This window comes from Actinomadura rubrisoli (assembly GCF_004349215.1).
GTDB lineage: Bacteria > Actinomycetota > Actinomycetes > Streptosporangiales > Streptosporangiaceae > Spirillospora > Spirillospora rubrisoli.
This window is the reverse complement of sequence record NZ_SMKU01000041.1, coordinates 1-14614: the sequence shown is the minus strand read 5'-3', so window position 1 is coordinate 14614 and position 14614 is coordinate 1. Positions and strand designations below refer to the sequence as shown.

The window sequence follows — 14614 nt, the reverse complement described above, 5'->3', positions numbered from 1 at the left end:
GCTGTCGGTCGTCCGGCCACGTTTAGGGGACCTCGAAGAACCCGTCGGCGACCAGTTCGGGCAGGACGACGGCGGCGTGCGCGCGGACCTGCGCCGCGTCCATGCCGGTGAGCTGGGCGATGGCGTCCAGCAGCGGCTCCAGCGGCAGGGTTCCGTCGCAGACCCCGGCGAGCCCTGCCTCGACCGTCCCGACGCCGGCCGCGCGGCGGAGCCCGCCGGTCTGCCGCAGGACGATCCGCTCGGGGTCCTCGGCACCGGGCGCGCCGATCTGCTCCTGGACGATCCCGGGCGCCGCGCGGAGCGTTGTCATCCCACCTTGTCCACAGGCTGTGGAAAACTCTTCGGCTGCGGCGAGCCCGTCCAGCACCCGGCCGGCATAGGCGCCCACGGGCTGCTCGACGGCGTGCCGGATCTCCTCGACGCGGACGGCGGGACGCTCCGCGCCGGTCCGCCGCAACGTGATCCACCCGAAGCCGATGCCGGTGACGCCTCGGCGCTCGAAATGGTCGAGCCACGCCTCGTACCGGGACGCGTACTCGGGTGTTCCGGCCTCGCACGAGTCCCGCAGCCACAGCTCGGCGTACTCCGCCGGGTCCTGAACGTCCCGCTGGACGATCCACGCGTCGCACCCCGACTCTCGCGCCCATGCTCCGACGCGCTCGTCCCACGGCACGTCCTCGACGTGCAGCCAGTTGGCCAGCAGCTGGCAATGGCCGCCGTCGTTCAGCAACGCCGGCGCCTCGGCGACCAGCCGCCGGCAGAAGTCGTCACCGGGCATCCCGGACTCGCGGTAGGTGAAGCGCCGGTCGCCGGACGGCGCGACGACGAACGGCGGGTTGGACACGATCAGGTCGAAGCGGCGCCCCCGGACCGGCTCCAGGAACGGCCCCTCCAGAAGCTCGACGCCGTCCACGCCGGAGAGCACGAAGCTCATCGCCGCCAGGTCGAGGGCGCGCGGATTCACGTCCGTGGCCGCGATCCTTGCGTGACGGTTCCGCGCGGCCAGATGGACCGCTTGCACCCCGCATCCCGTCCCGAGATCCAGAATGTTATCCACAGGGCTGTGGATAACCAGCCGCGCCAGGTTTCCCGAGGCGCCCCCGACACCGACGACGTGATCGGGCGCGACGGCGCCCCCGGACCCTGGCCGCACCTTGAGATCCGAGACCGCGTATCCGGCGTGCCCGTCGCCGTCCACGCTGTCCACGCCGTCCACGCTGTCCACGCCGTCTGCGCCCTCCACGCCGTCTACGGACTCCAGTGGCTCCACATGCAGAAGCGGCCGGAGCTGACCGCCGGAGAGTTCGGCCAAGGCGGCGCCGACCAGATCGTCCGCGAGACCCTTCACGGCATGTGCGTCCACAGGCACCTGTAGCCAGAACAGCCGGGTCAGGGCGTCCAGGGGCGTCCCGCCGCCGGTCGCGCGCAATGCCGGGACGATCTCGTCACGCGCCAGCGCCCCGCCCGCCACCGGGCCGAGCAGCGCGCGCACACCGCCGACGGTGTATCCCGCCTCCAGGAGGCCGGCACGGACACGGGCGAGGGGCACGCAAAAATCAGGCATCCGCCAATCCTGCCCGCTGCGCCCGCGCAGGACCGTCCACACCCGGCGGCGAGTCCCGCGGGCTCACCTTGCGTCGGCTCGGCGTGCGCCGGCCCACCTTGCGCCGGCTCAGCTGAAATAGGACTCGAAGCCCTCGACCAGGGACTCGGCGATGCGCTGGCGGAACGCGGCATTGGAGAGCTTGGCCGCGTCGCCGGGGTTGCGCATGTTGCCGCACTCGATGAACACCTTCGGGACCGTGGACAGGTTCAGCCCGCCCAGGTCGTCGCGCCGGTCCAGGGCCTTCTCACCGAGGTAGGTGGAGTAAACGATGCCGGTTCCCGAGTGGTAGGCATCGCGGATCGCCTTGCCGAGCTTGAGGGAGGCGGGCACCGACCCGGCGTTGTGGCCCCGCACCGCGATCGGCTCGATGATGTGGAAGCCGTGCCCGGACGCGGCGGCGCCGTCGGCGTGGACCGACAGCGCGGCGTCGGCGTGGAGCCGGTTGCCGATCGCGGCCCGCTCGGTGATGCACGGCCCGACGCCGGTGTCGCTCTTGCGCGTCAGCGTGACCTTGGCCCCCTCCTCGCGCAGCAGCCTGCTCAGGCGGTTGGAGACGTCCCAGGTGAAGGCGTGCTCGTTGTAGCCGGCGGCGGTGCTGGCGCCGGCCGTGTCGCACTCCTTGGTGCCGTTGCCGATCTGGACCTGCTTGTTGATCTCGGACGGGTGGGACGCGTTGCCCCCGTTGTGCCCCGGATCGATCACGATCACCTTGCCCCGCAGCGCGCCGGTCTTCACGCCCGCGCCCTCCGGTGCGCCCGTGGCACCGGACGGGGTGGTCCCTTCCGCGGTCGGAGGGGAGGCCGGAGCCCCCGCGTCCCCCTTGCCGGAGGAGCCCCCGCAGGCGGCGAGCGCGCCCAGGCACAGCGCGATACCGGCGACCGCCGGGCCGCCTTGATGGATTCGCACAGGCCGTCCTCCGTGATGACTTCGTTACCGACCCTGACAGTCTGCACACCGTCTGGAGTTCGTCAAACGCAGTCGGAGAAGACGGCACCGGTTCAGCGGAGCGGGTCCTCCTTGCCGAGCAGCGCCGCGAGGGCGCGCGCCTCGTCCGCGTCCAGGCCGAGCACCACGCGGGGCCGTCCCCACGGATGGTCGATCGAGTGGGCCACGTAACTGGCGACGGACTCCGAGACCTGCTCGGCCAGCCCCCGCGCATGCCGCCACTCCGACCACGCGCGTTCCAATTCGTTCGCCGCGCGCTGCGCGCACGACACCAACTCAGGATCACGCACGAGCTGAACCCCCTTGGGTGAACACGACCCTTCCCCCTGTCCGCTGGAGGGCCCCCGCCCGGGCGGCCTCCCCCGAGGCCGCCCGGGCCCGGTTTCCCGGCCCGCCGAACGGTGGGTCCATTAACCCCCCGGCGCGGGCCGGGGACACGGCGAATGCGGCAGCCTTGCCCTGCCTGTTACCCGTGGCGCACCAGTTCGAGGAACGATCGACTCTGCACGTACCTCAAGAACACCTGCGCGCGACCGGCCGTCGCCTGGAAGGAGATGGGGAGCTGGAAGCAGGCGGGGGGCCGTAAAGGGGACCGGCTGTGGCCACTACAGGACGGGCGCGGGGCCCGTCGTCGATCGCACGACGAGGTGGGGGACGACCAGGTTCTGCCGAGCGGCACGCGCGGGATCGCCGATCCGGGCGGTCAGCAGCTCGGCGGCCACCCGTCCCATGTCCCGGCGCGGCTGGTCGACGCTGGTCAGCGAGATGTGCCGGATCGCCGCGAGGTGCGTGTTGTCGTAACCGATGATCGACAGCTGCGCCGGCACCGGCATCTCCAGTTCGTCGGCGGCCGACAGCGCGCCGGTCGCCACCAGATCGTTCGGCGCGAAGATCGCCGTCGGACGGCGCTCCCGGCGCAGCAGCGCGCGGGCGGCTCGGTAGCCGCCCTCCTCGGTGAAGTCGCCCGGCTCGACGATGATCTCGCCGGTGAGGCCGTGCCGCCGCATCGCCTTTTCGTATCCGGCGCGCCGGTACCTGGCGGTCGTCGAGCGCGCGCCCTCGATGTGCGCGATCCGCCGGTGCCCCAGGTCGACGAGATGGTCGACGGCCAGGCTCGCGCCCAGCTCGTCGTCGTCCACCACGATGTCCACCCCGACGACGTCGCGCTCCCCGACGACCACGACCGGAACGCTGGCCGCGGCCTCCTTGAGGGACTCCGGGACGACGCTGAGCAGCACCAGCCCGTCCACGCGCATCTCCAAGAACGCCTCGACCGCCTCCGCCTCGAACAAGGGGTCCCAGCGGCCGCTGCCGACCAGCATCCGCAGGCCCGCCCCGTGCAGGCTCTCCTGGAGCCCGTCGAGGAACTCGGCGAAGAAGGGGTTGTGGAGGTCGGCGACGATCGCGCCGATCAACCGGGTGCGCCCTTCCACCAGGCTGCGGGCCACGGCGTTGGGCCGGTACCCGAGCTCGCGGGCGGCTTGCAGGACCGCCTGCCGCCGGCGCTCGCTCACATGCGGTGACCCCCGCATCACCAACGAGACGAGCGATTTGGAGACGCCGGCCCGTTCGGCGACATTGCGGATCGTCGGTTTCGGCGCGGGCACGCTCCTTCCCTCTTCGCTGCGCACGGGGGGAGAGGGGCTGTTGCGCGGTGGGGGCACCGCGCCCTCTCCCAGCACCGGCCTGTTGTGCGGGGGTTTTCCTTCACCAGACATGGCACTCCGTCCAGGGGGCCTGTAGGACTTGCCGCCACGGCGCTCCGGGGATCCGCTGCTGCCGGGAGTCGTCGCGCACATCCTCCGCTCAGGAGGAGATGCCATGATGCCTCGCCTTCACCCCATATCGTCGCAACAGTGAGTAACGGGCATCCGCCAATGGCAGTTCGGGCCCATGGTGTTCGGGATCACAGACCTGCCGCGCGGGATACACGACCCTAGGAAAACCCTGCTCCGCCCCTACGGTCGGGCGTGCGGCCCTCCGCCCTCGGATACGCTGCGCAGGTGGGAGATCGTGCGGTGGCCGGCGGAAAGGCGCGGAGCCGGCAGGGCGGCGGACGAGGACGTCGCAGGCTCAGCGTCGACGAACGGCGAGACGAACTGATCGAGGCGGCGCTGCAGCTGTTCAGCACGCGGCCGCCGGAGGACATCTCGATCGACGATGTCGCCGCGGCGGCCGGCGCGTCGCGAGCGCTGGTCTACCACTACTTCGGGGGCAAGTACGAGCTGTACCTCGCGGCGCTCACCAGCGCCGCCAAGCAACTGTCCGTGCTGCTGGAGCCGCCGACCGAGGGCTCGCCGCTGGACCGCCTGAGGATCTCCCTCGAACGCTACTTCGACTTCGTGGAAAGCCACGCCGCGGGCTACACGGCCCTGCTGCGCGGCGGCCCGGCCGACCGCTCCGGCGAGGTCGGCGAAATCGTCGACAGCATCCGCCAACTGCTGCTGGACCGCATCCTGCACGCCCTCGAAGTGGAGACGCCGCAGCCCATCCTGCGCATCACGCTGCGTTCCTGGATGGCGTCGGTGGAGACGGCCTGCCTCGACTGGCTGGAGAACCGCGACGTGACACGCCCGGAGCTGGAACGCCTCCTGGTCGACCAGCTGGTGGTCCTCCTCCGCGTCGCCGGCCAACACGATTCCGGCACCGGCGCCCTGCTCGACCGACTCGTCGAACAGGAGATAGGACCGAAATCCTGAGGACCACCTCGGTGTCCTCATGTGGACGCTCAGACCCCACCTGACCACCCAGTCCCGCAACCGAGCACCCCAAAACCACCCCCAGGCAACCCGCACAATCGAAACATTCACGAACGCCCCCGCCGCAGACGCCACCCCACACAGACACCGCCCCGCCCGTCGTAAACGGCGCCCGTATACACGTCGCCCCGGCGTAGACGGCGTCTCGCGTGGGGACGCCTCGTTGGAGGGTGGTCGCGGGCACGCGGAAGTCCCGCTCGCTGGTCGCGAGCGGGACTTCCGCTTGTACGGTGCGTGGCCTGGGACCGCGATTCTCGGATGACCGTGGTCCCCGGCCTTTTTGTTCAGGAGACCTCTGAACCGTCCTCGCCCGAACTCGACGTGCGAGGTCGTCCAGCGGCCTCCTGACCCCCCAATGCTCCGCCGGGTACGTCCGGCGGTCCCGGCGGGAGCCCCCGCCGGCCGGAGTCGCTACTCCGATCGCTGCTGCGGTATACCCGCCAGCAGCGCCCGCACTTCCGCCTCGCGGTAGCGCCGGTGCCCGCCGAGCGTGCGGATGGACGTGAGCTTTCCGGCCTTCGCCCACCGCGTGACGGTCTTGGGGTCGACGCGGAACATCGTCGCCACCTCCGCCGGCGTCAGCAGGGGCTCGGCCTCTGGCGTACGTGCTGACATGTTTGCGGCCTCTCCTCCATGGACCGATGACAGCGATCCTGCGATTGATCCTCGCGCGGTCACTGATGTCCCCTATGGCCCGAAAGAGCCACTATGACATCACAACGTGTAACCTTGCCACCACTCAGCGCAACAAGCAAGTTCCTGGCGGTAGTTGCGTGCAAACATCCCCGCGGGCGCGGGGAGCGGTGCGTCTTCGATGGCCAACGGGTCACGCTGCGTGATTCTAGCGACACGTATAGTCGTATCGCGCGCGGATTCGGGAAATTTGTTTTAGTTCGCCGATTCCAGCGCCCGCACGGGCCGCCAGCGCGCAAGGAGGCGCTTGTACATCGCGACGGCCAGCTCGACCTCACCGCGCCTCATCGCGGCGAGCGCCACGGCCATCTCGGCGACCGACTCGTCCGCGCACAGCGCACGGTCGTCCATGAGGTGGACGAGCCCGCCGTAGTCCAGCTCCACGAGCGCCCGCGGGTGGAACTCGCCGAGCCAGCGATCGATCGTCTCCAGCCGTCCCGCCGACAGCGGGATCGCGTCGCCCGCCGCGTCGCCGAGGCTGTCGCGCACCACCGGCAGCGCGGAGGAGACCCTCCGGCGCGCCTCCCCCATCGAGGTGACGTAGATGAGGGTACGCGCAGGAGCGGCCGTCGCAGGGCCATGACCTGCGTGTTCCTGAAACGCGTCGTCCGTCTTGCGGTAGCCGGTGCCCGGCGCGCCCAACATCAGGCACCGCTCGGCACCGGCGAACGGCACGAACCACGCGAGCGGCACGTGCCACCTGCTGGTGCGGATGTGGTGGCGCAGCGACCGTCCCGACTGCTTCCAGTGCTCGAACTCCCGCGCCGCCCGCTCCCCGACCTCCGGCGGGACGAACGCGGCCGCCACGCTCGCGGACCGCTCGTCCCGGAAGCGCTCGAAGGCCAGCCAGGAGCGCAGGCGCGTCTGCCACGGGCACACGTAGATCATGTCGTCCGAGCGCCGGACGTAGGCGTCCCTGCTCTCCCGGTCGGGGACGACCTCGGGCGGCCAGGCGATGAACCGGCGCGCCGCGTTCCGATGCTCGGTCCCGAGCGCGTGGATCCGCCGGGGGCGCCTCCTGGAGTCGGCGTAGACCGTCCACAGGGTCCGCGCCGGTTCCGTGAAGGCGGTCACCGGCTCATATACCCGTAGGTACGCGGCGTACGGAAACACAACCGCATCGTGACATGAGACCGGCCGAACCGACGGCCCGTCAGGGCCACTGAGACAGCCGCGTTACCTCGCCGATCGCCCGCTGGGCGGGCGCCACGGAAAACGTCCATAGGCAGGCGTCGCGGCACCGGCCGCCCGTAGTCTGATCTAGAGACAGAGAGGAGGGCACTACCGTGCCTAATGTCTTCGGGTCGCCTCACAAGGGCTCAGAACCCCGACACGAGCAGGTCGTCTTCTGCCAGGACGAGGCAAGCGGTCTGCGCGCCATCATCGCGATCTACTCCACCGCGCTCGGCCCTGCGCTGGGCGGCACTCGTTTCTACCCGTACGGGTCGGAGGAGGAGGCGCTCACCGACGTACTGAACCTGTCCCGCGGAATGGCGTACAAGAACGCCTTGGCGGGCCTCGATCTGGGCGGCGGCAAGGCCGTCATCATCGGTGATCCCGCCATCGACAAGTCGGAGGCGCTACTGCGGGCGTACGGGCGCTTCGTCCAGACGCTGAACGGCCGCTACTACACGGCGTGCGATGTCGGCACCTACAGCGAGGACATGGACCTCGTCGCGCGCGAGTCACGCTTCGTCACCGGCCGGACGGTCGAGCACGGCGGCGCGGGCGACTCGTCCATCCTCACCGCGTTCGGCGTGTTCCAGGGCATGCGCGCCGCCGCCGAGACCGTGTGGGGCGCGCCGACGCTGCGCGGCAGGCGGGTCGGGGTCGAGGGCGTCGGCAAGGTCGGCCACCGGCTGGTCGAACACCTGCGCGAGGACGGCGCGGACGTCGTCATCTGCGACGTCGACGAGGCCGCCGTCGAGCGGGTCCGGACGCTGCACCCGGAGGTGGAGGTCGTCGCCGACCAGCACGCCATGGTCCGCACCAAGCTGGACGTGTACGCGCCGTGCGCGCTCGGCGGGTCGCTGGACGACGACACCGTGCCCGTGCTGTCGGCCCGGATCGTCTGCGGTGCCGCCAACAACCAGCTCGCTCACACCGGCATAGAGAAGAGCCTCGCCGACCGGGACGTTCTGTACGCGCCCGACTACGTGGTCAACTCCGGCGGTGTGATCCAGGTCGCGGACGAGATCGACGGCTTCGACTTCGAACGTGCCAAGGCCCGCGCCACCGGGATCTTCGAAACCACCCGGAAGATCTTCGCGCTGGCCGCCGACGAGGGCGTTCCGCCGGCGGTCGCGGCCGACAGGCTCGCCGAGCGGCGGATGTCCGAGATCGGGCGGCTGCGGGGCATCCTGGTCTGAACAAGCTCTCCCGAAGACAGCGTGGGGCACGTCACACCCGTCCCCCAGGTCCGAGTGAATCGTTCCCAAAGCCGCCGTGGGACGCTGCTTTACCGTCCTGCGGCGGCTTCGGCGTACCTGGTGACCTGCCCGGCAGAGGCGCCCGGGGGCTTGTATCGTCCCTTGTCGAGGGCCCTGTGACCACCGGATAGACTGAGGTTCTCCGCAACAAGAGCGCCGCCACGTACCGTCCATGTACCGAGCCGGGCGCAAAACGGGTACGGTTGTATCCGTGACTGACGCATGGCTCATCAGGCACCGGTTCGTGTGGTACACGCGCGCGTTGATGGGCCCACGAAAGCCCTGACCATCGAGGGGGTCGAGCCAATGGGTCGCGGCCGAGCCAAGGCCAAGCAGGTAAAGGTTGCCCGACAGCTCAAGTACAACAGCGGCAACACGGACCTCGACCGCCTGAAGAGCGAACTTGGAGTCAACGACTCCGGCGACGACTCCTATGACGAGCTCGCCGAGAAGTACGCCGACTTCGCCGAGGACTACGGCACCGAGGAGCGCAAGGACGGCACCTCCGGTTGACCGGATGACATGACGCCACTGCCCGGGGCTACCCCGGGCAGTGGCGTTTGTTCAGGGGGTTGTGTTCCGGGGGCGTTCCGTGTTCGGGCGTCAGGGCGACGCCAGGGCCTGGGTCACGCCCGGTTCCTTCCTGCCGAGCAGCGCGGGATCGGGCCGCAGCGTGAGGCTGCCCATGGCCTTCACCATGGCGAGGGGTTCGCGGACGTAGCCCTTGATGGTGGCGTCCGTCCGTCCACCGCCCATGCTGTTGTCGCCGACGCCCCATGCCTGGATTCCCGCGGCCCGGCACAGCGCGACCGCCCGGGGCAGATGGAAGTTCTGCGTGACGACGGTCAACCGGGTGACCCCGAAGATGCGCTTGGCGCGCACACAGGAGTCCCAGGTCTCCAGCCCCGCGAAGTCACGGACGACTTTGCGTTCCGGGACGCCCTTGCCCGCCAGATAGGTGCGCATGACGGTCGGCTCGTCGTAGCCCTTGACCCGGTTGTCGCCGGAGACCAGCAGCACCTTCACTTTGCCGCGCCGGTAGAGATCGGCGGCCAGATCCAGGCGCCGGGCCAGCAGCGGCGAGGGCTGGGCGCCCCAGATCCCCGCGCCGAGGACGAGTGCCACTGGCGTGTCGGGGACGTGGGCGGCGGAGTATCGGTAGCGGGCGGTGTCGGCGTACGCCCATCCCAGCGGCGCCAGCACCGCGTACACCCCGAGGCCGCCGAGAACGCCCAGAGGGCCCGCCCAGCGCCTCACCCGTCCCAGGAGCCCCGTCCGGCCCCAAAGCCGCCCAGCGGCCGACTCAGCCGCGTTTGCGGTGGACGTCGCGTTCGCGGCGGGCGCGGCGATCTCGGCATCGGCTCCGCGCTTCGAGCGAAAGATCACATCGAGTGCGACGCCGCGGGATCGGGAGAAGTTCGTCCCGCATGCCGCGTTCAGCCCAGAGTGGCGGTGCCCGTGCCGGGAGTGATCTTGCCGAGCGGCCAGGCGGTCACGCCCCGGCCCGCGAGCAGGCGCAGGGCCGCGTCCGCGACGTCGGGCGCGACGATCGCGGCCATGCCGACGCCCAGGTTGAACGTCGTGTCCATCTCGGCCTGCGGCACATCGCCGTGGCCTTGCAGGACGCGGAAGACGGCCGGGACCTCCCAGGACGCACGGTCGAGCACGGCGTCCACGGTGGCGGGCAAAGACCGGGCCAGGTTGGCGGCAAGGCCGCCGCCCGTGATGTGGGCGAACGCCCGGACGCCCCCGGCGCGCGTCAGGGCGAGGCAGTCCTTGGCGTAGATGCGTGTGGGGGTGAGGAGTTCCTCCCCGAGGGGACGGTCAAGCTCGGCCGGCTGGGACTCCAGGTCGAGGTCTGTCGCGGCCAGGATGTGCCGGACGAGTGAGTAGCCGTTGGAGTGGATGCCCGAGGACGCCATTGCCAGGACGACGTCACCGGGACGCACCCGGTCGGGCCCCAGCAGCTCGTCGGCCTCGACCACGCCCGTTCCGGCGCCGGCGATGTCGAACTCGTCGGCCTCCAGCAGGCCCGGATGCTCGGCCGTCTCGCCGCCGACCAGGGCACAGCCCGCGAGCGCGCACGCGTCGGCGATGCCGCCGACGATGTCGGCGATCCGCTCGGGCACCACCTTGCCGCAGGCGATGTAGTCGGTCATGAACAGCGGCTCGGCGCCGCACACGGCCAGGTCGTCGATGACCATGCCGACCAGGTCGTGGCCGACGGTGTCGTACACCCCGAGGCGGCGCGCCAGGTCGACCTTGGTGCCGACACCGTCCGTGGACGTCGCCAGCAAGGGACGCTTGTAGCGCAGGAACGCGGAGGCGTCGAACAGCCCCGCGAACCCGCTCGCGTCGTCCACGACCTCGGGACGCCGTGACCGGGCCACCCGGGACTTCATCAGCTCGACGGCGCGTTCACCCGCCGCTATGTCGACCCCGGCGGCCTCGTAGGAGGTCACTGGATGACCTCCAGCAAATGCTTGCCGCGAGCCTCCTGGTCGACCTCGATCGGGTAGACGCCGTCGAAACACGCCCGGCACAGGTTGTCCTTGGGGATGCGGGACGCGGAGATGAGCTCGTCCAGGGAGATGTAGCCGAGGGAGTCCGCGCCGATCGAATCGCGGATCTCCTCCACCGACAGGTTCCCGGCGATCAGCTCGGCCCGAGTGGCGAAGTCGATGCCGTAGAAGCACGGCCACGCCACGGGCGGGCTGGAGATGCGCACGTGCACCTCGGCGGCGCCCGAGTCGCGCAGCATCGAGACGATCGCGCGCTGGGTGTTGCCGCGCACGATCGAGTCGTCCACCACGATCAGGCGCTTGCCCTCGATCGTCTCGCGGAGCGGGTTGAGCTTGAGGCGGATGCCGAGCTGGCGGATCGTCTGGGACGGCTGGATGAACGTCCGGCCGACGTAGGAGTTCTTCACCAGGCCCTGGCCGTACGGGATGCCGGACGCCTCGGCATAGCCGATCGCCGCCGGGGTGCCCGACTCCGGTGTCGGGATGACCATGTCGGCCTCGACGGGATGCTCGTGGGCGAGCCGCCGTCCGACCTCCACCCGGGTCGCCTGGACGCTGCGTCCGGCGATCGTGGTGTCGGGCCGGGCCAGGTACACGTACTCGAACAGGCAGCCCTTGGGCCGCGCCTCGGCGAACCGCTCGGAGCGCACGCCGTCACCGTCGACGGCGATCAGCTCGCCCGGCTCGATCTCGCGGACGAAGCGCGCGCCGACGATGTCCAGACCGGCGGTCTCGGAGGCCACCACCCAGCCGCGGTCTTCCAGCGCACCGAGGACGAGCGGACGGATGCCCTCGGGATCGCGGGCGGCGTACAGCGTGCCCTCGTCCATGAAGACCAGTGAGTACGCGCCGCGCGTGGCGGGCAGGATCTCCCGCGCCGCCGCCATCGGGCCGCCCTCGCGGGTGGCGAGCAGGGCCGTCAGGACCTCGGTGTCGGTGGTGGCGGTCAGCACGCCCGGCTCCAGCCGCGCGGCCAGCTCCGGCGTGTTGATCAGGTTGCCGTTGTGGACGAGCGCGAGCCCGCCGCCGTCGGTCGACCTGAACGTGGGCTGGGCGTTCTCCCACGTGGGCGAGCCGGTCGTGGAGTAGCGGCAGTGGCCCACGGCGATGTGGCCGCGCAGCGTGTTCAGCACCGACTCGTCGAAGACCTGGGCGACGAGGCCCATGTCCTTGAAGACGACGATGCGGGAGCCGTCGCTGACCGCGATACCGGCCGACTCCTGCCCGCGGTGCTGGAGGGCGTAGAGGCCGTAGTAGGCGAGCTTGCTCACCTCGGCTCGCGACGCCTGGTCCGAGGGGACCCAGACGCCGAATACTCCGCAGGCGTCCTGCGGGGGGCGGTCGGAGGGATCGATGTCGTGGCTCAGACGTCCATCACGGAGAGGCACACTCGCCAGTGTAGTTGCCCAGTTCACCTGCTCCGATCGACGCATCTCCTTAACCGACCTTTACCCACCGGAACCACGGGCCTCACGCGGCGCAGGGAAATCTGGTGGGCGACAGGGGGAGGTACTCATGACGATGCCTGGATACCGGACCTACGCGCCTCCGGCGCCGCCCAGGAGGAGCGGTATGGCGAGGGCGTCCCTGGTGCTGGGGATCGTCGGCCTCGCGGGCCTCGTCGTGTGCCTGCTGGGCATGATCCCGGCGCTCGTGGGTCTCGTCCTGGGGACGGTGTCGCTGGCGCGCGGCGACTCCGAGCGCGGAGCGGCGGCGACGGGCATGATCTGCTCGGCCGTCGCGCTCCTCTTGGGCTCGATGGCGCTCTTCTGGTTGCTGGGCAAGGCGGCCCAGTGCGGCGACGAGTCCAAGTACCCGAGCGACACGGCGCGGAAAGGCTGTGTGGAGCGGGAGTTCCCCTTCGCCCATGCGACCGCATCGCCCTAGCAACCGCATCCGGACGGCTCAGTCGAGCGGCAAGGGAAGGTGCTCGGACAGGTCCGCGCGCGCGCCGCTGGCCCGAACCTTTCCGACCGCGACCGCGTCGTCCCAGGCCAGACGGCCCGTGGCCAAGGCGATCCAGGCGGCGGCGTCCATCTCCACCACATTCGGCGGGGTTCCCCGGGTATGGTGCGGGCCGTCGATGCACTGAACGGCGGCGTACGGTGGCACGCGGACCTCCACCGACCGGCCGGGCGCGATTTCCGCGAGCCGGTCGAGCAGGAACCGCACCGCCCCCTGTACGACCGGACGGGACGGCTCGGCGGTCCCGGCCTCGATGGAGGCCAGGACGGTGTCGAAGGCCGCACGGCGCAGCGCGGCGGGCTCTTCCTCTCCGCCGTAGGGCGGCAGGCCGAGCACGGTGCGCTGCTCGTTCAGGACGGCCGAGGAGAGCGGTGTACGTGGCATCGCGACCGACGCTACCGGGTCGTGGGCCCGTGGTCATTCCGCCACATGCAGCACCAGAACGCCACGCAGGCGGTAAAAATGGACCCCGGTGCCAGGCGTGGGAGAACGGAAGGAACGGGGACGGCCGGGGACGCGGTCCCCGGAGGACACGGAGGTTCGTCAGATGCCCGAGGCGCTGCCCCTGCAGCCCGGTGACCCGCACAGGCTCGGCGTGTACGAGATCACGGGCCGGCTGGGCGTCGGCGAACAGGGCGCCGTCTTCCTCGGCAAGGCCCCGAAGGCCCGCGCCGTGGCGGTGAAGCTGCTGCACGTGCGGCTGAGCGGCGAACCTGTGGCACGCTCCCGGTTCGCCGGTGCGTTCGCCGCCGCACGCAAGGTCTCCGGCTTCTGCACGGCGGCGATCCTGGACGCCGATGTGGAGGGCGACCGGCCCTACGTGGTGAGCGAGTGCGTGGACGGGCCGTCCCTCCAGCAGCTCGTGGACGAGGAAGGCCGCCGCGGTGACGCCGTCGCCGAGCGCTTGGCGATCGGTACGGCGATCGCCCTCGCGGCCGTCCACCGGGCCGGGGCCCTGCACCACGACTTGAAGCCGGGGAACATCCTCCTGGGCCGTGACGGGCCGAGGATGAGCGACTTCGGTATCGCGCGCGCTCTGGAGGCCGTGAACGCCGCCCCCGCCGGACGGATATCCGAAGACCCCGCCTACAAGGCCCCCGAGCAGCTCAGCGGCCAGGGCATCGGACCGGCCGCCGACGTGTTCGCCTGGGCCGGGACCATGCTGTTCGCGGTGACGGGCAAGGCGCCGTTCGGTGACGACTCGCCGTCCGAGGTGATGCAGCGGATCGTCTACGACGACCCCGACCTGTCCGAGGTGCCCGACTCCCTCCGCGAGGTGATGGCGGACGCGCTGGCCAAGGACCCGTCCGACCGTCCGACCGCCAAGAAGGTCCTGGGGCGGCTCCTGGACGAGAGCGGACCCCTGGCCGCACGCATGCCCGCCTCGATGGTGGACGAGGGCCGTGCCCTCGCCTCGGGCTCCGTCCCGACGCCGCAGTCACGGGCCCTGGAGGCTCCGGCCCCGGTCTCCCAGCCTGGCCGGCCGCCCCAGCCCGCGCCCCCGCGTTCGCCCATGGGAGCCCCACCGCCGCCTCCTAGCGGCGCCCCGCACACGTTCGCACCCGCCCCGGGCAATGCCTCGAACGCGGAAGCGCTCGGCCAGTCGATGCCGGGCCCCGCTCCGCAGCAAGGCATCCCGCTGGCCTCGCCAGTGCCATTCACGCTGCCGCAGCCGGGTGCACCGTTCCAACACCC

General features: G+C 70.9%; 15 protein-coding genes. 5 read left to right on the top strand and 10 right to left on the bottom strand.

Annotation, left to right across the window (positions count from 1 at the left end; genetic code table 11):
- Positions 1–22: 22 nt before the first annotated feature.
- The 4 genes from E1298_RS11135 to E1298_RS11120 form a co-directional block, all read right to left on the bottom strand.
- Positions 23–1564, bottom strand: a complete 1542-nt coding sequence (locus tag E1298_RS11135) for a DUF7059 domain-containing protein (protein WP_131892040.1) — start codon at positions 1562–1564, stop codon at positions 23–25.
- A 108-nt stretch (positions 1565–1672) separates the two neighbouring features.
- Positions 1673–2512 (bottom strand): N-acetylmuramoyl-L-alanine amidase, encoded by an 840-nt coding sequence (locus E1298_RS11130; RefSeq protein ID WP_341770617.1) that lies wholly within the window; start codon positions 2510–2512, stop codon positions 1673–1675.
- Between the two features lie 92 nt (positions 2513–2604).
- Positions 2605–2841, bottom strand: a complete 237-nt coding sequence (locus E1298_RS11125; RefSeq protein WP_067451750.1) for a hypothetical protein — start codon at positions 2839–2841, stop codon at positions 2605–2607.
- Between the two features lie 315 nt (positions 2842–3156).
- Entirely contained in the window at positions 3157–4158 is a 1002-nt protein-coding gene (locus tag E1298_RS11120) for a LacI family DNA-binding transcriptional regulator (protein WP_131892038.1), read from the bottom strand.
- A 396-nt stretch (positions 4159–4554) separates the two neighbouring features.
- Here E1298_RS11120 and E1298_RS11115 point away from each other — a divergent pair, with 396 nt between their 5' ends.
- Complete coding sequence (locus tag E1298_RS11115; RefSeq protein ID WP_131892037.1) at positions 4555–5250, top strand: TetR/AcrR family transcriptional regulator; 696 nt, start codon at positions 4555–4557, stop codon at positions 5248–5250.
- Positions 5251–5721: 471 nt separating this feature from the next.
- Here the strand turns inward: E1298_RS11115 and bldC are convergent, their stop codons facing one another.
- Positions 5722–5925 (bottom strand): developmental transcriptional regulator BldC, encoded by a 204-nt coding sequence (gene bldC / locus E1298_RS11110; protein WP_012850682.1) that lies wholly within the window; start codon positions 5923–5925, stop codon positions 5722–5724.
- A gap of 273 nt (positions 5926–6198) precedes the next feature.
- The gene (locus tag E1298_RS11105; protein WP_131892035.1) at positions 6199–7116 is read right to left on the bottom strand and encodes a DUF8083 family protein; all 918 of its coding nucleotides are present in this window, start codon (positions 7114–7116) and stop codon (positions 6199–6201) included.
- Between the two features lie 173 nt (positions 7117–7289).
- On the opposite strand from E1298_RS11105, the gene E1298_RS11100 reads away from it, so the two are divergent.
- Together E1298_RS11100 and E1298_RS11095 are read left to right on the top strand one after the other, a co-directional pair.
- A complete protein-coding gene (locus E1298_RS11100; protein ID WP_131892033.1) occupies positions 7290–8372 on the top strand; it encodes a Leu/Phe/Val dehydrogenase in 1083 nt (360 codons plus the stop codon).
- A 366-nt stretch (positions 8373–8738) separates the two neighbouring features.
- The gene (locus tag E1298_RS11095) at positions 8739–8945 is read left to right on the top strand and encodes a DUF3073 domain-containing protein (RefSeq protein ID WP_131892031.1); all 207 of its coding nucleotides are present in this window, start codon (positions 8739–8741) and stop codon (positions 8943–8945) included.
- Positions 8946–9035: 90 nt separating this feature from the next.
- On the opposite strand, the gene E1298_RS11090 is transcribed toward E1298_RS11095, so the two are convergent.
- The 3 genes from E1298_RS11090 to purF all read right to left on the bottom strand — a co-directional run bounded on the left by E1298_RS11090 (position 9036) and on the right by purF (position 12342).
- A complete protein-coding gene (locus E1298_RS11090; protein WP_131892029.1) occupies positions 9036–9689 on the bottom strand; it encodes a SanA/YdcF family protein in 654 nt (217 codons plus the stop codon).
- A gap of 179 nt (positions 9690–9868) precedes the next feature.
- Positions 9869–10894, bottom strand: a complete 1026-nt coding sequence (gene purM, locus E1298_RS11085) for a phosphoribosylformylglycinamidine cyclo-ligase (protein WP_131892027.1) — start codon at positions 10892–10894, stop codon at positions 9869–9871.
- Entirely contained in the window at positions 10891–12342 is a 1452-nt protein-coding gene (purF, locus tag E1298_RS11080; RefSeq protein ID WP_131892025.1) for an amidophosphoribosyltransferase, read from the bottom strand. The genes purM and purF overlap by 4 nt, the downstream gene beginning before the upstream one ends.
- 184 nt (positions 12343–12526) lie before the next feature.
- Between purF and E1298_RS11075 the strand changes: the two genes are divergently transcribed.
- Positions 12527–12841, top strand: a complete 315-nt coding sequence (locus E1298_RS11075) for a hypothetical protein (protein ID WP_243725509.1) — start codon at positions 12527–12529, stop codon at positions 12839–12841.
- Between the two features lie 18 nt (positions 12842–12859).
- Here the strand turns inward: E1298_RS11075 and E1298_RS11070 are convergent, their stop codons facing one another.
- Positions 12860–13303 (bottom strand): sterol carrier family protein, encoded by a 444-nt coding sequence (locus E1298_RS11070; RefSeq protein ID WP_131892021.1) that lies wholly within the window; start codon positions 13301–13303, stop codon positions 12860–12862.
- 163 nt (positions 13304–13466) lie between these two features.
- On the opposite strand from E1298_RS11070, the gene E1298_RS11065 reads away from it, so the two are divergent.
- On the top strand, positions 13467–14614 hold a 1148-nt coding region (locus E1298_RS11065; protein ID WP_131892019.1), incomplete at its 3' end, for a serine/threonine-protein kinase.

What these genes read in the sequence shown, in the direction of transcription:
- E1298_RS11135 (WP_131892040.1), bottom strand. Translation starts at nt 1,564, where the DNA reads ATGCCTGATTTTTGCGTGCCCCTCGCCCGTGTCCGTGCCGGCCTCCTG.
- bldC (WP_012850682.1), bottom strand. Translation starts at nt 5,925, where the DNA reads ATGTCAGCACGTACGCCAGAGGCCGAGCCCCTGCTGACGCCGGCGGAG.
- E1298_RS11095 (WP_131892031.1), top strand. Translation starts at nt 8,739, where the DNA reads ATGGGTCGCGGCCGAGCCAAGGCCAAGCAGGTAAAGGTTGCCCGACAG.
- E1298_RS11075 (WP_243725509.1), top strand. Translation starts at nt 12,527, where the DNA reads ATGGCGAGGGCGTCCCTGGTGCTGGGGATCGTCGGCCTCGCGGGCCTC.
- E1298_RS11070 (WP_131892021.1), bottom strand. Translation starts at nt 13,303, where the DNA reads ATGCCACGTACACCGCTCTCCTCGGCCGTCCTGAACGAGCAGCGCACC.